We start from the raw sequence: 21,493 nt of genomic DNA on the forward strand, positions 1-21,493 counted from the left end.
ACATGCGTCGCTCAATCGTCAGCCTTCGGCTCGTCCTGGCCCTTCGTTTCGCCGCGGATGATATCGGCGGCGGCGCGCTCGAGGATTGCCGCGATGCGCGCGCCTTCAGCCTTGCTCCACGGGAATTTCGAACGAAGCGCGGAGCGCAGCAGATGGCGGGCGCGATGGACGTCACCGGCGCCGTGGCGATCGAACGGATTGTCGCGGCCGTCCTCGTCGTCACCGCCGAAAACCTCGCGGACGCGGGCCATCTTCTCGCCGATGGAGGTGAGCTTGGCGAGCGTTGCCTCGACCAGATCGCGATTGTCGTCGACGCGCTTCTGGCCGATTTCGGTGATGCGGTAGAGCTTCTTCGTGCCGCTCACCTCGACTTCAGCCTGCCCCGTCTCTTCGAGATAGGTGAGGGCGGGGTATATGACGCCCGGGCTCGGCACGTAGAAGCCGCCGGAGCGGTCCTCGAAGGTCTTGATCAGTTCATAGCCATGGCGCGGCTGTTCGGAAAGCAAAGCGAGGATGATGAGCTGCAGGTCGGCCGCATCGAACTTGCGGCCGGTGCGAAACCCGCCGCCGAACATGCCGCCCTTGAAGCCTCTCATGAAGTCTCTCCTGTGCTCGCCGCGCGATTCACGGCCTCGGCCATGTCGTAGGATATATGCCTCGACCATGTCAAAGCCATCTCCGAACATGCGATCTCTGAAGCCTCTCATATCGTTTCTCCTTGAAGGGTGAGAGTTTATATCGTTAGTCATGTCGTAAGATATATATCGTAAGATAGTTTTCTGCAAGGGGAGCTCAGTCAGAATAGAGGGTCCGAAAGGGAATGCGTTCCATATGGGGAAGGAATTCATCCAATAGGTGAAATTTCGCAGCTGAACAACTGCATCACGATCGTGGGATAAGCGATTACATCTACGTAAGAATAGGCCTCCGGCGGTTGCCGCTCCCGGCGAACTGTCCTAGGCTCGCCTCAAATTGACGTCATGTGTGGTTTTTAACCGCCCTCATAGGAAAGCTGCGCCTCCCGTGTTTCACTCGTTCTTCCCACAGCCGAAGCTGTTTTTCTCGTCCCTGCTGGTTTGGACCGTCGTTTGCCTTGCTATCTGGTATTTGTTTGGAGCGAATCTCGCGGCAAGCGTCGGCATCGTAACGCCGCCAGAGGGCAGTGAGCCGTATGACCTGACGTTTTTCTTGGTCGCCAGCAATGTGTGGTTCTACAGCTACTTCCTGCTTTGCGTGATCCTGTTCTGCGGAGCGTGGCACATTTTAGCCAGGAATCATCCCTGGAAGAACTGGTCGATCTGGGGCTCGGCGCTGATCGTTCTGGTAACTTATTTTCTGGTTCAGGCCGCAGTCGTTTTGAACAACTGGCGCCTGCCGTTCGGCAACACCTTGCAGAACGCACTCGCCAAGCAGGGCGCGACGACCGCATGGGATTTCTATAATCTGTTCATCCTGTTTGCGCAGTTGGCGTTTCTGAGGATGTTTCTTCTGGTGATGACGGATTTCTTCACCAGCCACTATATTTTCCGCTGGCGTACGGCGATGAACAATTTCTACATGTCGAAATGGGAAAAGCTCCGGCATATCGAGGGCGCTGCCCAGCGTGTTCAAGAAGACACGATGCGATTTTCGACAATTCTCGAGGGCTTGGGCAGCAGCCTGATCAATTCAGTGATGACGCTGATTGTCTTCCTGCCGATCCTTTTCGCGCTTTCGAGCTATGTCACGGATTTGCCAGTCATCGGCCAGATTCCGCATACGCTTTTTTGGCTGTCGCTGTTTTGGTCTGTCTTCGGCACGCTTTTGCTCGCAATTGTCGGTGTCAAACTGCCAGGGCTCAATTTCCGCAATCAGCGCGTCGAGGCCGCCTATCGCAAAGAGCTTGTCTACGGTGAGGATCATGCGGATCGCGCTCAACCCGCAACCGTCACGGAACTTTTTGCCAATGTGCGGCGCAACTATTTCCGATTGTACTTTCACTATCTGTATTTCAACATCGCCCGCTATTTCTATGTTCAGGCCGATGGCATCTTCCTGACCATCATGCTCGTGCCCACGATCGTGGCGGGAAAGATCACCTACGGCATCTATCAGCAGATACTGACGGCCTTCGGGCAGGTCAGCGATTCCTTCCAGTATCTCGTCAGTTCCTGGACCACGATCATCGAGCTGCTGTCGATCCACAAGCGTCTGAAAGCCTTCGAAGCTGCGATCGACGACGAGCCCCTGCCGAAGATCGATCAGACCTATCTGGAGCGTGAAGCGGGCGTCATCCACGCCGACGGCTGATGAAAAGGCTCCGTAGACTTTTCGTTGGTTAGAACATCCGGGCCATCCTCGCCCTTCGACAAGCTCAGGTGAGGATGGAGCGCGTTGTTGCGCGAAGCCAGTTCAATATCCAGCCTTGTGCAGGGGCGCCCTCATGGTGGGAAGGCCTGGAAGGCCGTCTCGAACCACGAGGGCTTAGCCCGACGGCTCCTCATCCTTGCTGGGACTTGCCTCTGGCGGCGATCAGCGGGATGGCTTCGGAATAGCTGACGCAGGCGACGTCCTGCTTGTGGCAGACGTCGCTGACGAAGCGGTCGAGCGCGCGCCAATAGGCGCCGTCGTTCATCTCGACGAAATGGAAGCCGAGCTGCAGCGGGATGCGCTCGCCCTCATATTGCTTGTTGAAGGCGGCTTCGAAGGCGTCGAAGGTGCGGTCCTCATAGGTCTTGGCGTTCGCTTTGTCCTCGGCGCCCTTCGAGTGGCGCACATAGAGATTGTAGTCCATGCCGATGACCGGACGGTGTTCCGGACCCTCTGGGATCAAGGGCAGGCCGAAGCGGTAGATGCCGTCGACCACCTGCGGCAGGGCAGGCCCTTTGGTGACGAGGCTTGCATCATACTGGAAGCCCGCCTCCTTCTCCGCCGGCACAAGGCCGTCGCTGGTGGAAAGGTAGGGCGCGCGGAATCCCCTAACGTCGTTCGTGGCGAAATCTTCCCAGCCCTGTGGTTCCTTGTCGGCAAGGCCGACATTCTTCCAGGCGTCGCGAAGAGCGATGCGCGCATCCATGAATTCTTGGCTCCAGTCGGCAGCACTCCAGCCTTTGCCGTCGAAATGGCCGCAGGCATGGCTGGAGATATCGTGGCCCTCCAGATGGGCGCCCCAGATGTTGGCGATGCGGGTGCGCACATCGTCCTCGCTCTTGGCGAAGCCGACATTCGATTTGCCTGGACGCTGTTTCGGCCCCTGATAGGCCTTGGCCTGCGCCTTGTTCATCAGGAAAGTGCAGGAAAGAAAGTAGGTGAAGTGCGCGCCGTTGCGCGAAGCGATTTCCCGGCTTCTGGTCCACAGCGCATTGTCGTGAGCGCCGTCGAAGGAAATCATGACGAGTTGCCTGGGCTTGCCGTCCGCATGGGCTGCGGCAGGAAGAACAAGAGAAAACGCAACGGAGAAACAGGTAACTAAGCGAAACATGGGCACCGAATATTGATTTGATGAGCACGGTTTTGCGAAGGTCGATCTACGATATCGATGGCGTGCTCCGGATGGCCTCCTTCCTTTCGCGCAAATGCGGCGAAGCTGCGGTGATGCTGGCATTTTTTTGCCACAGCCGATAAGGATGTCATTACAAGATCGTAGGGGGCTTCATTCATGGCATTGCTTATTCTTGGCATTGTTCTTTTTCTCGGCATCCATCTGATCCGCGTCGTTGCTCCAGGCTTGCGGAGCTCGATGATCGCAAGCATTGGCGAATCCGGCTGGAAGATCGCCTATTCGATCGCAAGCATCGTGACCCTGATCATCCTCATTTACGGCTTCGGCCAGGCGCGGGACATGACGCCGATCTGGTCGCCGCCTTTCTGGATGAGCCATATCACCATCCTGCTGATGCTATTCGCGATGATCTGTCTTGCCGCTTCGCTGCTGCCGGCGGGGCACATCGCCGTCAGGACGAAGCATCCGATGGTGCTGTCCGTGAAGATCTGGGCCTTGGCGCACCTGCTCTCCAATGGCGATGGTGCCGCGATGCTGCTCTTTGCCGCTTTCCTCGCCTGGGGCGTGATCCTTCGCATTTCGCTGAAGCGGCGCGAGCGCGCCGGCGAAACCACCCTGCGTCCGTTCGTCTCGGCGAAATACGATCTCTATGCCGTTGTCATCGGCGTCATTGCCTGGGCTTTGATCATTTGGAAGCTTCACGCGTGGATTATCGGGGTTTCGCCGCTCGTTATGTGACGATTTCTGCCGTTCCCCCTTACATCAGCCGCAAAATGGAGTAGAAGGCCCCACTAAACCTAAGCTTTGAACTATTTGGCCTGGGCCGGAGACGAGAATGGCATTCAATGACGATAGCTTCATCCGCGAGGTGAACGAGGAACTGCGTTCGGACCAGCTACGGTTCGTATGGCGCCGTTTTGGCAGGCTGATCATCGGCGGCGCCGTGCTCATCGTTCTCGGCACCGCGGCCTATAGCGGCTATCGCTATTGGGCGGGCAATCAGGCCGGCAGCGGCGGTGACCAGTTCATCGCAGCTCTGACGCTGGCCGACCAGAACAAGACTGACGAAGCGCTCGCCGCGCTGACGGCAATCGAAAAGAACGGCCCCGGCTCCTATCCGGTGCTGGCGCGGTTGCGCGCCGCGACGCTGCAGGCGCAGAAGGGCGACAAGGCAGCCGCCATCGCCGCTTTCTCCGCGATCGGCAAGCAAACGGATATCCCGGTCGTCGTCCGCGATGCGGCGCGTCTGCGTGCCGCCTATCTTCTTGTCGACACCGGCACTTACGATCAGGTTGCCGCCGAGGTGCAGGAACTGGCGGTGCCAGCCGACGCCTTCCGCCATTCGGCGCGCGACGTTCTTGGCCTTGCCGCCTATAAGGCCGGCGATTTCGCCAAGGCCCGGCAGTGGTTCCAGGCGATCGTCGACGATCCGCAGAGCCCGCGCAACGTCGCTAACCGCGCCCAGATGCTGCTCGATCTCATCACGGCATCCGGCAAGGCTCCGGTCGCAAAAGGCTGAAGGATCGTTAAATGAGCTTCACGGTCGCGATCGTCGGTCGCCCGAATGTCGGCAAGTCCACACTGTTTAACCGTCTGGTTGGCAAGAAGCTGGCGCTTGTCGACGATACGCCGGGCGTCACGCGTGACCGCCGCCCCGGTGACGCCAAACTGATCGATCTGCGCTTCCGTATCGTCGATACCGCCGGTCTTGAAGAGGCACAGGATGAATCACTTCAGGGTCGCATGCGCGCACAGACCGAGGCTGCGATCGACGAGGCGGATCTGACGCTCTTCGTCGTCGACGCCAAGATGGGCCTGACCCATATCGACAAGACGCTCGCCGAAATGCTGCGCAAGCGCGGCCGGCCTGTCGTGCTCGTTGCCAACAAATCCGAGGCGCGAGGCTCCGATAGCGGCTTCTATGACGCCTATACGCTCGGCCTTGGCGAGCCTTGTCCTATCTCGGCCGAGCACGGCCAAGGCATGATGGATCTGCGTGACGCGATCGTCGAGGCGATCGGGCCTGAGCGCGCCTTCCCGGAAGAGGAAGACGAAGCGGAGACGAATGTCAGCATTCCGCGTCCTGCCGTCGGCGAAGATGGCGAAGAGATCGACGAAGAGCCCGTCTATGACGAGACGCGGCCGCTGCGCGTTGCGATCGTCGGCCGTCCGAATGCCGGCAAGTCGACGCTCATCAACCGCTTCCTTGGCGAAGACAGGCTGCTGACCGGTCCCGAAGCCGGCATCACCCGCGATTCCATCTCCGTCGACTGGAGCTGGCGCGGTCGCACCATAAAGATGTTCGATACGGCCGGTATGCGCCGCAAGGCGAAGGTGACCGAGAAGCTGGAGAAGCTCTCGGTTGCCGATGCGTTGCGCGCCATTCGTTTTGCCGAAACCGTCGTCATCGTCTTCGATGCGACCATTCCCTTCGAGAAGCAGGACCTCCAGATCGTCGATCTCGTGATCCGCGAGGGACGTGCCGCCGTGCTCGCCTTCAACAAGTGGGACATGATCGAGGATCGCCAGGCCGTCCTTGCCGAGCTGCGCGAAAAGACCGACCGGCTGTTGCCGCAGGCACGCGGCATTCGCGCCATACCGATTGCCGGCCAGACGGGCGAAGGGTTGGACCGCCTGATGCAGGCGATCGTCGATACAGATAAGGTCTGGAACAAGCGCGTCTCGACTGCGCGTCTCAACCGCTGGCTCGAGACACAGCAGGTGCAGCATCCGCCACCGGCGGTCTCGGGCCGCCGCATCAAGCTGAAGTACATGACGCAAGTGAAGGCGCGGCCTCCGGCCTTCATGATTTCCTGCACCCGCTCGGATGCCCTGCCGGAATCCTATGTCCGTTATCTGATCAACGGTCTGCGAGAGGATTTCGCCATGCCCGGCGTGCCGATCCGCATTCATTTCCGTTCGTCGGAAAACCCCTACGAAAACAAGAAGAAGCGGTAATTTTCTCAAGCGGCGCCGGATGGATGGCCTTCGCTCAGGCTGCGTTCTTGCTGAGCGCCTCGCGCAGCATCGTGATTTCCGCCTTCAGACGTGTCAGTTCGTCAGGCGTTTGCTCCGTAGCATCCAGAATGCACGGGGGAACTGTTGCCGCCTTCTTTTTCAGCGCTTTGCCTTCGTCGGTAAGGTGGATCAGCACTTGTCGCTCATCTTCCTTGCTGCGGATGCGCTGAATGAAGCCGGCGGCTTCCAGGCGCTTCAAAAGCGGCGTCAGCGTGCTCGATTCCAGGAACAGCTTTTCGCCGATGCCACCGACGGTCTGGCCATCCTCTTCCCATAATGTCACCATGACGAGATATTGCGGATAGGTGAGATTGAGCGCATCAAGCATCGGCTTGTATAGCCGATTCATGGCGTGGTTGGCCGAATAGAGGGCGAAGCAGATGAAGTTATCCAGCTTTAACAGGTCGTCGGTCATCTCAAGTCCTCCCTGAGAAGTCTTATGTAGATCGTGCGATAAATAATTGTACACCTAAAAAGGCGCTGGAGCTACGGATTTCTTCGGGATTTGAAAAGCCGGCTTCGGATGGCGGCGCACTTCCAGCCCGGCAGCCACATCCACCCCTATGGCAGGTGCAACGAGATCCGCTGGCCAGACGCTCGGGCTTGCGATCACGGGTGGGCGCTCTCGGTTATCTGGCGCAGGATGACAAAGGATTCAATATCGAACCCAAATGAAGTGGGGGCTCAATGCTTATGAGCCCGACCCCGGTGGTTGGCGATCCGGACGTTGCCGATGAACTGTGTGGTGGCGGCTTCCCAGGAATAGCTGAGCGCCAGGGAACGGGCCGCCTCGCGCGAGCAGGAGAGGGCGGCAAGGCAGGCCGTTGCCAGATCGGCATCCACGACGCCGGCTGCCCTGTCGCCGGCGAGAATATCCGCAGGCCCGGTGACGGGATAGGCTGCAACCGGGACGCCGCTTGCCAGCGCTTCCAGAATGGCATTGCCGAACGTGTCGGTCTTCGACGGAAAGACAAAGACGTCGGCTTGGGAATAGGCATGCGCCAGTTCCTCGCCGAATTTGGCTCCCAGAAAATGCACATCGGGATAGAGCTTCTGCAGGTCCGCCCGCGCGGGACCGTCGCCGACCACTACTTTCGATCCGGGCAGGTCGAGATCGAGAAAGGCCGGCAGGTTTTTTTCAAGCGCCACGCGGCCGACGGTCATGAAGATCGGGCGGGGCAGACCGAAGGGATTGTCTTCCTGGGGCTGCGGTCGAAACAGCGAGGAGTCGATGCCACGGCTCCATGGCAGCAGATTATGAATGCCGCGCTGCCTGAGCTCGTTTGCAAGACTTGGTGTCGCCACCATGCAGCCGTAGCCGGCGTTGTGAAACCATTTGACGAAAGCATAGAGCCAGCTTTGCGGTATCGGCAGGCGGGCGGCCACATACTCGGGAAAGCGGGTATGATAGCTCGTGGAAAAGGGCATGCCGTTTCGCAGACACCAGCGCCGCGCTGTCAGCCCAAGCGGGCCTTCCGTGGCAATGTGCACATAGGTCGGCCGCATCGCCTCTATTCTCGAAGCGACCTTGCGATAGCTGGCGATCGAAAGCCGGATTTCTGGATAGGTGGGGCAAGGGATATTGCGAAAGCCGTCCGGCGTAATCATGGAGACTTCGATCCCCATGCGGGTCAGTTCGCGATTGGTGTTCTCGATCGAACGGACGACGCCGTTGACCTGCGGATGCCAGGCATCGCTGACAATAAGCAGGCGTTCGGGTACTGCGACAGGTGTCGCCGCCTGGGTCCAGGTGGTTTGATCGATGTCCGACAAGCGTTGCAACATGCCCAAAACAGTCCATCCGCACCGCATCCTCGTGATGACGGTGCCAGCGATTGCGGTGTTTCAAACATGATTCCCGCGCCCACTCTATTGTGAGGCGTGTCCATGATGGAAATATTACAGTGTCTATTTGGCGACTTTCAGCTTCTGCGGAGAAACGAGCGCGCCGTATTCCCGAATGACCTTCGCCGCGATTTCGGCGGCGAAGCCGGCGGCGGCAACCGCATCCTGATGCTGCAGATAATGCGCCAGAAATGCGCCGTTGAAACTGTCGCCGGCGCTGGTGGTATCGATGACCTTGGCGACCTTGACCGCGGGAACGAGTGTCTCGTCGATGCCATCGCCGATGGTCGCACCTTCAGCGCCATTCTTGACGACGACCATGTTGGCGCCGTACTGCCGGTAACGGCGAATGGTGGTGGCAATGGAATCGTCGCCGAAATGCACAGCCTCGTCGTCAAAGCTCGGCATGACGAGTGTTGCCGCGCGTGCGCCTTCCGCGATCATGGTGTGCATGGCATCCAGGCTCGACCATAGGCGCGGACGCAGGTTCGGATCGAAGGCGACGAGCTTGCCGGCCGCCTTGGCGCGGCGCAGTTCCGCCAGCAGGGTGAAAGCGTCTTCGCGCGACAGGATCGCCAGCGTGATACCGGAGAAATAGAGGACGTCGGATGCCTCGATTGCAGTGCGCAAGGCGTCGCCGTCGGCGGCGAGCTGGCGGGCGGCGGAGCTGTCGCGCCAATAGCTGAAAGAGCGTTCCCCGTCCTTCAGATTGATCATGTAGAGGCCGGGCGTCTTGCCGCGAAGGCGGCGGATACTTGCTGTGCCGATGCCGGCGCCGGCCATGAAGGCGATCATTTCGTCGGACATGGCGTCGTCGCCGAGTGCGGTGAAATAGTCGATCGACCAGTCTGCCGGCAGGCAGGCGCGGGCATACCAGGCGGTGTTGAACGTGTCGCCGGCAAAGCCCTTGCGCAGGTGTCCGTCATCGGCTTGCGACAGTTCCACCATGCATTCGCCAATCGATAGAAAACGCCCGCCCAAGACTGCCTCCCGCATTTTTGCCTTGGTGCTGCATACGCGCAAGCGGCGGCGGGGGCAAGGTGGACGGCGGCTGCCGCCGCCCACTTTTGCTGGATCTGCTTTACGGCCGGTCCATGTGATAGCAGGCCGCCGTCTGGCCTGGGCGCACGTGCTCGGTCGGTGGCATCTTCGTGCGGCAGATATCCGTCGCCTTCCAGCAGCGGGGCGAGAAGACGCAGCCCGGCGGCGGATTGAGCGGCGAGGGCGGGTCGCCCTGCAGGCGGATGCGCTCGCGGCCGCGCGCCAGCTTTGGATCCGGAATAGGTGCGGCGGAGAACAGCGCCTGCGTATACGGGTGGGCCGGATGATCGAAGACCGTCGCGGCTTCGCCCGCTTCCACCACCTTGCCGAGATAGAGCACCAGCACGTCGTCCGAGATCAGGCGCACGACCGAGAGGTCATGGCTGATGAAGATCAGGGTGAGGCCGAACTCCTTGCGCAGGCGGCGCAGAAGCGTGATGACCTGTCCCTGGATCGAGACATCGAGGGCTGAAACCGGTTCGTCGCAGATGATGAGCTTCGGCCGGGTGATGACGGCACGGGCGATGCCGATGCGCTGCGCCTGTCCGCCCGAGAACTCATGCGGGTAGCGGTTGATCATCTCGGGAACGAGGCCGACCGCCGCCATGATTTCGCGGACGCGATCCTGCCGCTGCGCCCGGGTCAATTTCGGTTCGAAGACGGTCAGCGGCTCGGCGATGATGTCGCCGACGGTCATGCGCGGATCGAGCGAGGCGATCGGGTCCTGGAAGATGATCTGCATGTCACGGCGTGCGGCGCGCATCTCTTCGTCGGTGAGATCGAGAAGGTTGCTGCCCTGCCAGAGGATGCGGCCCTTCTGCGCCTTGATCAGCCGCAGGATGGAGCGGCCGAGCGTGGACTTGCCGCAGCCGGATTCACCGACGATGCCGAGCGTCCGGCCGGTCTTCAGCTCGAAGCTGACATCGTTGACCGCAGTCAGGATCATCGGCGGTTTGAAGAGGGATTTCGATGGCAACTCGAATTCGGTCGTCAGATGCTCGACCTTCAGAAGCGTTTGCTCAGCCATGGACGAGGCTCCGTTCCTGATTAGCCGAAAGGGGATGGAAGCAGGCCGCGCAACGGCGTGGCGCCAGCGGATCGAGCGGCGGCGCCGCATCCAGACAGTCGTCCTGCACATGCGCGCAGCGTGGCGAGAAGGCACAGCCGCGCGGCAGGTGCATCAGGTTCGGCGGCCGTCCAGGGATGACGGTGAGATCGTCGACATCCTGGTCGGGCCTCGGGATCGCCGAGTGAAGCGCCGCCGTATAGGGATGAGCCGGACTTTCGAACAGCTCCTCCACCGGCGCTTCCTCGACGATACGGCCGGCATACATGACGGCAACGCGATCGGCGAGGCCGGCGACGACACCGAGGTCATGGGTGATCATGACGAGCGCCGTGTGCATTTCCGCCGTCAGCTCATTGAAGAGATCGAGGATCTGCGCCTGGATCGTCACGTCGAGCGCGGTCGTCGGCTCGTCGGCGATGAGCAGCTTCGGCTTGGTGAGCAGCGCCATGGCGATGACGATGCGCTGGCGCATGCCGCCCGAAAGCTCGTGCGGATAGAGGTTGAAGCGACGGGTCGGGTCGGGGATGCCGACACGCTTCAGCATGTCGAGTGCTGCTGCCGAGGCTGCGCGCGCCGTCAGGCCGCCATGGACCTCGAGCTGCTCCGTCAATTGCCGCGATATGCGCAGCGACGGGTTAAGCGCGGTCATCGGGTCCTGGAAGACCATGGCCATATCCTTGCCGCGCACATGGTCGAGTTCGCGCGGCTTCAGCGTCAGCAGATCCTTGCCGTCGAGCAGCGCCTGGCCGCTGGTGCGGCCGTTCTTGGCGAGCAGGCCCATCAGGCCGAGGAAGGTCTGGCTCTTGCCGGAGCCGGATTCACCGACGATGGCGATGCGCTCGCCGCGGCCGATCTTGAGGTTCATCTTCGAGACCGCCGCCACTTCGCCTTCAGGCGTGCGGAAGGTGATGGAATAGTCTTTGAGTTCGAGAAGGGTGTCTGTCATGTCAGCGATCCTTCGGATCGAATGCGTCGCGCAGACCGTCGCCGATGAAGAGCAGGCTCATCAGCAGCGCGACCAGGAAACCGGCCGGGAAGAACAGCAGCCAGGGCGTCGTCTCCATGCCCGCAGAGCCTTCAGCAATCAATGTGCCGAGAGACGTCAGCGGCTCCTGAACGCCGAAGCCGAGATAGGAGAGGAAGCTCTCGGTCGCGATGATTTCGGGAATGGTGAGCGTCGCGTAGATGACGACCGGACCGACGAGGTTCGGCACGATGTGTTTTAGGATGATCTTGAACGACCGCTGGCCTGAAGCGCGTGCGGCCTCGATGAATTCCCGCTGCTTGATCGACAGCGTCTGGCCGCGCACGATACGGGCCATGGTGAGCCACTCCAGTGCACCGATCGCCGCAAACAGGAGATAGACGTTACGGCCGAAGATCACCATCAGCAGGATGACGAAGAGGACGTAGGGCAGGGCGTACATGATATCGACGAAGCGCATCATGATCGCGTCGACGCGACCACCGAAATAGCCGGCGACGGCGCCGTAAAGCACGCCGATGACGACCGAGACGAGGGTCGCAACAAGTGCGACCGTTAGCGAGACGCGCGTGCCGTAGAGTGTGCGCGCCAGCAGATCGCGGCCATTGCCGTCCGTGCCGAAATAGTGGCCAGCGGCGAAGTCCGGAGCGCCGCGGAACGACGTCCAGTCCGGATCCTCATAATTGAAGGGCAGGAAATACGGGCCGAATATAGCGACCAGAACCAGCACGGCCAGTATGACCAGCGAAAGTGCTGCCGCCTTGTTGCGCAGGAGACGACGCATCGCATCGCCGGTGAGGGAACGCCCCTTGGGTGCTAGCCCCTCTGCCGAAAGCAATTCCGCTTCCAGCAATTCTCTCTTGGCGGAATTGAGGATCATCGCATTCTCACTTTCGGGTCGAGCCAGGCATAGGCGATGTCGACCAGCAGATTGAGGACCACGATCAGGACCATGTAGAAAATGACCGTGCCGAGGACCATGCCGTAGTCGCGGTTCAGCGCCGCGCCGACGAAGTAGCGGCCGACGCCGGGGAGGCCGAAGATGCTTTCGACCACCAGCGAGCCGGTGAGGAGATAGCTTGCCGCGGGTCCGAGATAGGAGACGACGGGCATCATGGCCGGCTTCAGCGCGTGGCGCATGATCGTCAGTCGCGGGCCGATGCCTTTGGCCTTGGCGGTGCGGATGAAGTTCTGGCCCATCACCTCGATCATCGAGCCGCGCATCAGGCGGGAGATGCGGGCCGCGTGCGGCAGCGTCAGGACGATAATGGGCAGGATCAGGAACTTGATCGAGCCGTCGCCCCAGCCGCCGACCGGCAGCCAGCCGAGCGTGTTGCCGAAGATGAGCTGCAGGATGGGAGCGATGAGGAAGCTCGGCATGACCAGGCCAATGAGGAGACCGCCGCCCAGCCAGTAATCGGCCGCGCGGTTTTGATAGAGCGCCCCAAGACAGCCTATGAAGATGCCGACGATGGTCGCGAGCACGAAAGCGGCGCCGCCGATGGTCAGCGTATAGGGGAAGCCGGACATGATCTGCTGGGTGACGGTGAAGTCCTGATTGGCGAAGGAGGGGCCAAGATCGCCCTTCATGACGTCGCCGACATAGATCAGGTATTGCTCAACCAGGGGCTTGTCGAGGTTGTAGTGAGCCGCGAGGTTGGCTTTGACTTCCGGCGGCAATGGCCTTTCGCCATCGAAGGGGCCGCCGGGAGCGAGGCGCAGAATGAAAAAACACACTGTCACGGCAATCCACAAGACGGGGATTGTCGACAGCAAACGACGGAGAGCATAGCCAAACATGATCTTAAACGGCCCCTCCCGATTGTGTCCGGGAGGGGCCTGTTCCCAATTATTCTTTGATCGACAGCCAGCGCGTGCGGTGGATGTCCTGGATATTGTCGACGAAGCCCTGGACCTTCGGGGCGACGATGTTCTGGGAAACGTAGTAGTAGATCGGGATCGCGGCGCTGTCGTCGAGGGCCAGTTGCTCGGCCTTCTTGTAGATTTCGGCGCGCTTCTTGAGATCGGTTTCTTCATTGCCCTGCTTGATCAGAGCATCGTAGTCCTTGTTGCTCCAGCGGCCGTAGTTCATTTCGACGCCGGTGGAGAGCAGGTTCAGGAAGTTGATCGGGTCGTTGTAGTCGGCGAGCCAGCCGGCACGGCCGATCTGCACCTCACCGCGCTGCATTTCATCGTAATGCACCTTGGTTTCGGTGTTGTAGAGCTCGATATCGACGCCGAGCGGCTTCCACATGGCGGCGATCGCAACTGCGATGCGCTTGTGGTTGTCGTTGGTGTTGTAGCGCAGCTGAGCCTTCAGCGGATGATCGGGGCCGAAGCCTGCTTCCTTCAAGAGCTTCTTGGCCTCTTCGACCTTCTGCTTGTAGGGCTCGTCCTTCCAGCTGACATAAGCCGGCGTGCCGTAATTGGCGGTGCCCGGCGGTACCCAGGAATACATCGGCAGTTCGCCTGTGCCGAGGATCTTCGGGCCGATGACTTCGCGGTTGACGGCCATGGAGAGAGCCTGACGGACGCGCTTGTCGTTGAAGGGCGGCTTGGTGGCGTTCACGACGTAATAGTAGGTGCCAAGGAACGGCACCACATGCGCCTGGCCGGGAAGGTTCTTCTGGATCCAGTCATACTGGTCGGCCGGGAAGGAGGTCAGAATATCGAATTCGCCGGCGCGATAGCGCTTCAGGGCGGCGGCCTGGTCTTCCAGCGTATAGTAGTTGACGTTGTCGATCTTGATGTCCTTGGCGCCGTAATACTGGTCGCTCTTGACCATGCTGACATGCGAACCAGGCACCCATTCGGTGGGCTTGTATGGGCCGTTGGTGACGATATTGCCGATCTTGACCCATTGGTCGCCCTTGGCTTCCACAACGTGCTTCGGCAGCGGATAGGCTGTGTAGTGCATCAAGGCGTTGAGGAAGTAGGGTGTCGGGTTTTCAAGCGTGATTTCCAGCGTCTTGTCGTCGATCGCCTTCACGCCGAGCTGGGTCGGATCCTTGATTTCACCCTTGTTGATCTTTTCCGCATTCAGGATGGTGTATTGCAGATAGGCGTATTGGGCCGCGGTCTTCGGATCCATCAGGCGCTGGAAGGCAAAGACGAAGTCCTGAGCCGTCACCGGTTGGCCATCCGACCATTTGATGCCGTCGCGAAGCTTGAAGGTATACACCTTCTGATCGGGAGAAATAGTCCAGCTTGCAGCCTGGCCGGGAATTGGGTTGTCCTTAGGATCTTCGGTCACCAGCCCTTCGAAGATATCGCCGTCGATGCGGTTCTCCCAATCGCCGGAAATTTTTTGCGGATCGAGCGAAGTCGGGTCGCCGCCGTTGTGGATATTGAGGGTCGCGGCATGCGCCGAAACGCTCAATATCGTGCTGACGAAAGCCGCAGCGATAAATTTTCTGGTGATATGCGCCATATGTTTTCCCACCTTTCTGGAGTTCTTGTCCTTGTTTTACAAGGGTGTTTTTGATCCGCAGGTGACCTGTACGTGCAGGTCAATGCGCGAAGTTATCGAAAGCGACGTCGCTTTCAAGCCCAAAAGAGTAAGGCTTGCTTAGTGTGTGAATTTTCATATTGGTAATTCTCTAAAATTGATACTGCGAATTTACCCGCCCAGGTAGCCGAGTTTGGCACGCGGCGGATTGCAGCTTGCCGCTTGCGGCGGAGTGTGCAAACTGAGGGGCCGATGCGATATCGAGGCCATTTGATGAAATCGACGAATAAAGCGGCGGGAGCCGATTGGTGGCGCGGGGCCGTGATCTATCAGGTCTACCCGCGGTCGTTTCAGGATACGGATGCCAATGGGCTCGGCGACATCAAGGGAATTACCCGCCGCCTGCCTCATATTGCCGCATTGGGTGTCGATGCGATCTGGCTGGCACCGTTCTTCACCTCGCCGATGGCCGATATGGGCTATGACGTCGCCGATTATTGCGACGTCGATCCGATCTTCGGCACGCTTGCCGACTTCGACGAGATGATGGCTGCGGCGCATGAACTCGGCCTCAAGGTCATCATCGACCAGGTCATTTCGCATACATCGGACCGGCATCCCTGGTTCGTGGAGAGCCGGGCAAGCCGCGACAATCCCAAGGCGGACTGGTATGTCTGGGCCGATCCGAAGCCGGACGGCACGGCACCCAACAACTGGCTGTCGATCTTCGGCGGCCCCGGCTGGGAATGGGACGGCGTGCGCCGGCAATATTACCAGCACAATTTCCTCACCTCGCAGCCTGACCTGAATTTCCACAATCCGGAGGTTCAGGATGCGGTGCTGGCGGCGGTGAAATTCTGGCTCGACCGCGGCGTCGACGGCTTCCGCCTGGATACGGTCAACTACTATTTCTGCGATAGGAAGTTGCGGGACAATCCGCCGGCGCTTGTCGCAACGGGCGGGCTCGATGCCCCCGAGAGCAACCCTTACGGGATGCAGAACCATCTCTACGACAAGACGCAGCCGGAGAATATCGGCTTCCTGAAGCGGTTCCGGGCCTTGCTCGACCAATATGAGGATCGCGCGACCGTCGGCGAAGTGGGGGATGGCGCGCGCTCGCTGCAGACCGTAGCCGCCTATACCAGCGGCGGCGACAAGCTGCATATGTGCTATACCTTCGATCTGCTGGGGCCGGATTTCACTCCGGCGCATTTCCGCCGTTGCGTCGGCGATTTTCAGGATAATGTCGCCGATGGCTGGGTCTGCTGGGCTTTCTCCAACCATGACGTCAAACGCCATGTCAGCCGCTTTGCGGAGACGGAGGAAGAGCAGCCGCGCGTCGCGAAGCTCGCGATTTCACTGCTATCAACCCTGCGCGGCTCGATCTGCCTCTATCAGGGAGAAGAGCTCGGCTTGCCCGAAGCGGAGCTTGCCTTCGAGGATCTGCGCGATCCCTACGGCATTCGCTTCTGGCCGGCCTTCAAGGGGCGCGACGGCTGCCGCACGCCGATGCCCTGGGAAGCCAGCCGCGCCCATGCCGGCTTCACCACCGCCGACAAATCCTGGCTGCCGGTTCCCTACCAGCACGCAGCGCTTGCGGTCGACAAGCAGGAGGCGGACGAAGATTCCGTGCTGCATCATTACCGGCAGACGCTGGCCTTCCGCGCAGAGTACGCCGCCCTGCGTGACGGCGATATGACCTTTCTCGATACCGAGGAACATGTCCTTGCCTTCACACGTTCCAAGGGCGGCGAGACGCTGCTGTTCGTTTTCAATCTCTCGCGCACGCCGGTGAAGGTCGCTTTGCCCGAGGATGTCAAGCTCGGTAAAACTATCGTCGTGCCGGGGTTCGGTACGGCGGATGCAGGATCGGCGGTGGCGCTTGCCGCATTGGACGTCTATTGCTGCAAGCTCACCTGATCAGCCGATCAATATGAACTTGTCGACATCGACCAGGCCTTTATCCGATATCTTCAGATGCGGGATGACGGGCAGGGGTAGGAAGGCGAGCTGCAGGAAGGGCTCTTCCAGCGTCGCGCCAAGGGCATAGGCTGCCTGGCGCAGATGGTGCAGCGTATCGCGCACGCTTTCATAAGGCTCGAGGCTCATCAGGCCGGCGACGGGCAGGGCGATTTCACCGGTCACGACGCCATCCTCGACGACGACGAAGCCGCCATTGATATCGCTGAGGCGGTTGGCGGCGAACGCCATGTCATCTTCATTGACGCCGACGACGCAGATATTGTGGCTGTCATGGCCTACGGTGGAGGCGATCGCGCCTTTCTTCAAGCCGAAACCCTGGACGAAACCGTTTGCGTGGTTGCCGTTCTTGCCGTGCCGCTCGATGACGGCGACCTTGATGATATCGTTGCCGAGGTCGATATCGGTCTGGTTGCCCTTGGCCGGCAGGCGATAGCGGCGATGTTGGGTGATAATCTTGCCAGGCGTCACGCCGATGACCGAGGTTTCGCCTTCCGTTACCGGCACGCCGAAATCGGCGGCGTTGATCGGGCGGGCCTTGACGCTGTCGAGGCCGACGGGGGCGACGGAATTACGGGTCGCGAAGAGTTCGGGGGCAACGCGGCGGCCTGCGGAGAAGACGATCTCGGCCTTGCAGCTTTCCAGGCTGTCGATGACGACAAGATCCGCGCGCCAGCCGGGCGCCACCAAGCCGCGATCGCGCAGACCAAAGGCGCGCGCGGCTGAGATCGAGGCGGCGCGGTAGATCGCCAGGGGCTCGACGCCGTGGGCAATCGCCGTGCGGATCATGTAATCGAGGTGACCCTGTTCGGCGATGTCGAGCGGGTTGCGGTCGTCGGTGCAGAGCGCCAGATGAGGCGACAGGCGCTCGGTTATAATAGGCATCAGCGCGTGCAGATCCTTGGAGACGGAGCCCTCACGCACGAGGATATGCATGCCCTTGCGGATCTTTTCCAGCGCCTCTTCTGCCGTGGTCGATTCATGCTCGGTGCGGATGCCGGCCGCGAGATAGCCGTTGAGATCGTTGCCGCGCAGCAGGGGAGCATGGCCGTCGATATGGCCATCCTGGAAGGCTTCGAGCTTCGCCATGCAGACGGGATCCTTGTGGATCACGCCGGGGAAGTTCATGAATTCGGCAAGGCCGATCACCTTCGGGTGGTTGCGGAAGGGCAGGAGCGTCTCGATCGGCAGATCGGCGCCCGAGGTCTCCAGATGCGTTGCCGGCACGCATGAGGAAAGCTGGACGCGGATATCCATGATGGTTTCCAGCGAACAGTCGAGGAAGTAGCGTATGCCTTCGGTGCCGAGCACATTGGCGATCTCATGCGGATCGCAGATGGCGGTGGTCACGCCATAGGGGAGGACGCAGCGGTCGAATTCGAGCGGGGTCACCAGCGAGGATTCGATGTGAAGATGGGTGTCGATGAAGCCTGGTACGACGATGCGGCCGGCGATATCGATTTCCTCACGACCGGGATAATCGCCGCAGGTCCCGACGATACGGTCACCGCAGATGGCGATGTCCGAGGCCACCAGCTCTCCCGTCACCAGATCGAAGAAACGTCCGTTCTTGAGAACAATGTCCGCAGGCTCCCGGCCAACGCCCTGGTCGATATAGCGTTCGAGTTTGGTGGTCATGGTGTTTTTCCTGCATTTGCCGTGATTCGGGATAGCCCCTCACCGTAGCCCTCTCCCCGTTGCACGGGGAGAGGGAACTCTTCGAGTTCGCCGATCGTATCGTGATCTATGAAAAGCGACCTAGATATTATTCTGTAAGATCTCGCGGAGCTTGCCGAACAGCTCGTCGATATGATGTTTTTCGATGATCAGCGGCGGGGAGAGCGCGATGATGTCGCCGGTGGTACGGATCAGCAGGCCCTTTTCGTAGGCCTTCAGGAAAGCGGTGAAGGCGCGCTTGGTCGGCTCGCCGGCGATGGGGTCGAGCTCGATGGCGCCGATCAGGCCGGTGTTTCTGATGTCGATGACGTTTGGGCAGTCCTTCAGGGAATGCAGGGCATCGGCCCAGTAATCGGAAAGTTCGGCCGCGCGCGTGAGCAGCCCTTCTTCCTTGTAGGTGTCGAGCGTCGCAAGCGCTGCGGCCGAGGCGATCGGATTGCCGGAGTAGGTGTAGCCGTGGAAGAACTCGATCATATGCTCGGGTCCCTGCATGAAGGCGTCATGGATCTCCGAGGTCACGAAGACCGCGCCCATCGGGATGACGCCATTGGTCAGGCCCTTGGCTGTCGTGATGATATCCGGCTTCACATCGTAATATTGGGCGGCAAAAGGAGTGCCGAGGCGGCCGAAACCGGTGATAACCTCGTCGAAGATCAAGAGGATGCCGTGCTTTGTGCAGATGTCGCGCAGCTTCTGCAGGTAGCCCTTTGGCGGAATGAGGACGCCGGTGGAGCCGGCCACCGGCTCGACGATGACGGCTGCGATGGTCGATGCATCATGCAGCGTAACGATGCGTTCCAGTTCGCTGGCGATATCGCCGCCATGCTCCGGCTCGCCGCGGGTGAAGCTGTTCTTGCCGGGGAGATGCGTGTGCGGCATGTGATCGACGCCAGTCAGCAGCGTGCCGAACATCTTGCGGTTGGTGACGATGCCGCCGACGGAAATACCGCCGAAATTGACGCCGTGGTAGCCGCGCTCGCGGCCGATAAGGCGGAAGCGCGAGCCGTTGCCCTTCACGCGGTGATAGGCAAGGGCGACCTTCAGGGCCGTCTCGACCGATTCAGAGCCGGAATTGGTATAGAGGACATGATCCAGGCCGTCAGGCGCGATATCGACCAAGCGGTTCGCCAGCTCGAAAGCCTTGGGATGGCCGAGCTGAAAGGCGGGGGCATAATCGAGCTCGCCGGCCTGCTGGCGGATCGCCTCGGTGATCTTTGGGCGGCAGTGTCCGGCATTTACGCACCACAGGCCGGCGGTTCCATCCAGAACCTGGCGGCCGTCATGGGTGGTGTAATACATATCCTTGGCGCTGACGAACAGGCGCGGTTCCTTCTTGAACTGCCGGTTGGCGGTAAACGGCATCCAGAAGGCGCGCAAATCATTAGGGGTGGCATTCAAACGGTCCGACATGCTGTTCTCCAACGGCCATTCGGGGGCCATTTTCCCGATCGCGGCGCTGCGCCACGTGATTATATTTACTGCCTGGTCAAATTATCAGCCGGCCTTTTTGCGTCAAGGCAAAGATGGGGCCCCAAAGAGGGAGGCTCTGGATCGATGGTACCAAGGCGGAGCCTGTTCGACAGGCTGAAGCGCGCTTGCGCGGCTACCTTGGTGCAAACATGAAAAAAGCTGGCAAGTCCGAGGACTTGCCAGCTAAAAATGGTAAAACACCTGGTAATGAAAGCAAGTCGATCTTTCGGGGTCTTTAAATGTCCCCACGGATCGTTCGTCGGCAGACGCGGAGCCCTTGAAAGCTCTTAAGCAGCCGATCTACTTTTTTCCGGCTCACAATAAATGTCTTCCAGCGTTTCAAGAACCCGGATGACGGATTCCGATGTGCTGGAGTAGTAAATCGTTTGAGCATCACGGCGTGTCTTCACCAGCTTTTGGGCGCGCAGCTTCGAAAGATGCTGGGAGAGCGCTGACTGGCTTAGTCCGACCTGATTGGCCAAAACGCCAACGGGAACTTCGCCTTTAACAAGACTGCAAAGGATCAAAAGACGCTTTGGGTTCGCCATTGCTGATAGTAATGCTGCCGCAACATTGGAGTGTTCGGCCAAATTTCTTGTCTTCATGTGTTAATCTTCCCAATGCGGAGCGTACATCAGAAATTGTGCTGTTTCTAAACCGGCACCTAACCGATATCTAACAATACCAAGACGGGTCGAAGATTGTATATACCTAAATTTAAGGTATCGAGTATGCTATTTTAGGTATGTATGTATGACGTCGCGGCAATAGCGTAAACGGCGCCTGATGTGCCCTTCACGGACTGAATGCGCCCAAAATAGGTCGATTATGAGCGCTCCCGACCGCAAATATGCCGATTTTGGTCACGAAGGGGTTGCATTCTACCAATAATGGTCGATGCCGCCCGGAGCTGCCTGCCTACTAATTCTCGCACTATTGTATGATTTTTTGCCGACCGATTTTGCTTTCGGCTCAAGGCATCAACAGGTCCTTTGAGGACAAAATATACGCCTTTCCGAAGCCTCCGTTGAGGCTGGCGTCAAGCGGAACGAGACGGAAGAAGCAGAAATCCGGAAAGTCGATATAGAGCTTGGATTTCGGGTGACGATCGAGGAAGCGGTCGCGAATGCGTTCATGCGCTTCGCTTTGGCGGTCGATGCGCTTAGCGTCGCATCGCACGGTCAAGCGAGGATGGGCGAGGGGATCTCCCCTGCCGGGTTCACCGAAAAGCACCGAAGCCCGCGGGTCCTTTGCCAGAGCCTTGGTATGCGAGGAGAGACCGGAGACCAGAATGACGGGAACGCCGTCGGTATCCATCGCAATGAGAACGCGGCTCACCGAAGGAAAGCCGTTCTCAGGGTCGATGACGGCAAGCGCCGCATGCGCGGCCGTATGCATGAGGTCGCGCGCCTGATTGCGCGCTTCCTCGTCCGTTTCCCTGATCACCGATGGCTTGTTGCTCATGAACTGCTCCGTGGA

The 21,493-nt window shown here is 59.9% G+C and carries 19 protein-coding genes; 5 read left to right on the forward strand and 14 right to left on the reverse strand.

Going from position 1 to position 21,493, the window contains the following annotated elements; all coding sequences use genetic code 11:
- Positions 1 to 11: 11 nt before the first annotated feature.
- The gene (locus DQ393_RS04600; protein WP_112340726.1) at positions 12 to 596 is read right to left on the reverse strand and encodes a PadR family transcriptional regulator; all 585 of its coding nucleotides are present in this window, start codon (positions 594 to 596) and stop codon (positions 12 to 14) included.
- A 427-nt stretch (positions 597 to 1,023) separates the two neighbouring features.
- Between DQ393_RS04600 and sbmA the strand changes: the two genes are divergently transcribed.
- Positions 1,024 to 2,289 carry a peptide antibiotic transporter SbmA gene (gene sbmA / locus DQ393_RS04605; protein WP_112340628.1) on the forward strand — a complete coding sequence of 422 codons (1,266 nt, stop codon included), beginning with the start codon at positions 1,024 to 1,026 and terminating at the stop codon, positions 2,287 to 2,289.
- 190 nt (positions 2,290 to 2,479) lie between these two features.
- On the opposite strand, the gene DQ393_RS04610 is transcribed toward sbmA, so the two are convergent.
- Entirely contained in the window at positions 2,480 to 3,460 is a 981-nt protein-coding gene (locus DQ393_RS04610) for a polysaccharide deacetylase (protein WP_112340629.1), read from the reverse strand.
- Positions 3,461 to 3,637: 177 nt separating this feature from the next.
- Between DQ393_RS04610 and DQ393_RS04615 the strand changes: the two genes are divergently transcribed.
- The 3 genes from DQ393_RS04615 (at position 3,638) to der (ending at position 6,439) form a co-directional block, all read left to right on the forward strand.
- Complete coding sequence (locus tag DQ393_RS04615) at positions 3,638 to 4,219, forward strand: NnrU family protein (RefSeq protein ID WP_112340630.1); 582 nt, start codon at positions 3,638 to 3,640, stop codon at positions 4,217 to 4,219.
- A 97-nt stretch (positions 4,220 to 4,316) separates the two neighbouring features.
- Positions 4,317 to 5,000 carry a tetratricopeptide repeat protein gene (locus DQ393_RS04620; protein WP_112340631.1) on the forward strand — a complete coding sequence of 228 codons (684 nt, stop codon included), beginning with the start codon at positions 4,317 to 4,319 and terminating at the stop codon, positions 4,998 to 5,000.
- Between the two features lie 11 nt (positions 5,001 to 5,011).
- Positions 5,012 to 6,439, forward strand: coding sequence for a ribosome biogenesis GTPase Der (der, locus tag DQ393_RS04625; protein WP_112340632.1), 1,428 nt, complete (start codon positions 5,012 to 5,014; stop codon positions 6,437 to 6,439).
- Between the two features lie 34 nt (positions 6,440 to 6,473).
- Here der and DQ393_RS04630 read toward each other — a convergent pair whose 3' ends face one another.
- The 8 genes from DQ393_RS04630 to DQ393_RS04665 all read right to left on the reverse strand — a co-directional run bounded on the left by DQ393_RS04630 (position 6,474) and on the right by DQ393_RS04665 (position 14,869).
- Complete coding sequence (locus DQ393_RS04630; RefSeq protein WP_112340633.1) at positions 6,474 to 6,914, reverse strand: MarR family winged helix-turn-helix transcriptional regulator; 441 nt, start codon at positions 6,912 to 6,914, stop codon at positions 6,474 to 6,476.
- A gap of 269 nt (positions 6,915 to 7,183) precedes the next feature.
- Positions 7,184 to 8,284, reverse strand: a complete 1,101-nt coding sequence (locus tag DQ393_RS04635) for a glycosyltransferase family 4 protein (protein WP_112340634.1) — start codon at positions 8,282 to 8,284, stop codon at positions 7,184 to 7,186.
- Between the two features lie 123 nt (positions 8,285 to 8,407).
- Positions 8,408 to 9,325, reverse strand: coding sequence for a sugar kinase (locus tag DQ393_RS04640; RefSeq protein WP_112340635.1), 918 nt, complete (start codon positions 9,323 to 9,325; stop codon positions 8,408 to 8,410).
- A 100-nt stretch (positions 9,326 to 9,425) separates the two neighbouring features.
- Positions 9,426 to 10,412 carry an ABC transporter ATP-binding protein gene (locus DQ393_RS04645; RefSeq protein WP_112340636.1) on the reverse strand — a complete coding sequence of 329 codons (987 nt, stop codon included), beginning with the start codon at positions 10,410 to 10,412 and terminating at the stop codon, positions 9,426 to 9,428.
- The gene (locus tag DQ393_RS04650) at positions 10,405 to 11,400 is read right to left on the reverse strand and encodes an ABC transporter ATP-binding protein (protein WP_112340637.1); all 996 of its coding nucleotides are present in this window, start codon (positions 11,398 to 11,400) and stop codon (positions 10,405 to 10,407) included. Before DQ393_RS04650 ends, DQ393_RS04645 begins: the two co-directional genes overlap by 8 nt.
- 1 nt (position 11,401) lies before the next feature.
- Positions 11,402 to 12,319: an ABC transporter permease subunit gene (locus DQ393_RS04655; RefSeq protein WP_069612725.1), complete on the reverse strand. Its 918-nt coding sequence runs from the start codon at positions 12,317 to 12,319 to the stop codon at positions 11,402 to 11,404.
- The gene (locus DQ393_RS04660; protein WP_112340638.1) at positions 12,316 to 13,239 is read right to left on the reverse strand and encodes an ABC transporter permease subunit; all 924 of its coding nucleotides are present in this window, start codon (positions 13,237 to 13,239) and stop codon (positions 12,316 to 12,318) included. Before DQ393_RS04660 ends, DQ393_RS04655 begins: the two co-directional genes overlap by 4 nt.
- Positions 13,240 to 13,288: 49 nt before the next feature.
- The gene (locus DQ393_RS04665; protein ID WP_112340639.1) at positions 13,289 to 14,869 is read right to left on the reverse strand and encodes a peptide ABC transporter substrate-binding protein; all 1,581 of its coding nucleotides are present in this window, start codon (positions 14,867 to 14,869) and stop codon (positions 13,289 to 13,291) included.
- Positions 14,870 to 15,160: 291 nt separating this feature from the next.
- Here DQ393_RS04665 and DQ393_RS04670 point away from each other — a divergent pair, with 291 nt between their 5' ends.
- A complete protein-coding gene (locus DQ393_RS04670) occupies positions 15,161 to 16,807 on the forward strand; it encodes an alpha-glucosidase family protein (RefSeq protein ID WP_112340640.1) in 1,647 nt (548 codons plus the stop codon).
- Here the strand turns inward: DQ393_RS04670 and ade are convergent, their stop codons facing one another.
- From ade to DQ393_RS04690, 4 genes are all read right to left on the reverse strand, one after another.
- Positions 16,808 to 18,505 (reverse strand): adenine deaminase, encoded by a 1,698-nt coding sequence (gene ade / locus DQ393_RS04675; RefSeq protein WP_112340641.1) that lies wholly within the window; start codon positions 18,503 to 18,505, stop codon positions 16,808 to 16,810.
- 120 nt (positions 18,506 to 18,625) lie between these two features.
- The gene (locus DQ393_RS04680; protein ID WP_112340642.1) at positions 18,626 to 19,954 is read right to left on the reverse strand and encodes an aspartate aminotransferase family protein; all 1,329 of its coding nucleotides are present in this window, start codon (positions 19,952 to 19,954) and stop codon (positions 18,626 to 18,628) included.
- A gap of 347 nt (positions 19,955 to 20,301) precedes the next feature.
- Positions 20,302 to 20,619: an ArsR/SmtB family transcription factor gene (locus tag DQ393_RS04685; protein ID WP_004116664.1), complete on the reverse strand. Its 318-nt coding sequence runs from the start codon at positions 20,617 to 20,619 to the stop codon at positions 20,302 to 20,304.
- Between the two features lie 367 nt (positions 20,620 to 20,986).
- Positions 20,987 to 21,478 (reverse strand): HugZ family protein, encoded by a 492-nt coding sequence (locus tag DQ393_RS04690; RefSeq protein WP_112340643.1) that lies wholly within the window; start codon positions 21,476 to 21,478, stop codon positions 20,987 to 20,989.
- Positions 21,479 to 21,493: the final 15 nt, after the last annotated feature.

The sequence above is a fragment of the Martinezella tropici genome, assembly GCF_003287875.1.
In the GTDB taxonomy this organism is placed as follows: Bacteria; Pseudomonadota; Alphaproteobacteria; order Rhizobiales; family Rhizobiaceae; genus Rhizobium; species Rhizobium tropici_C.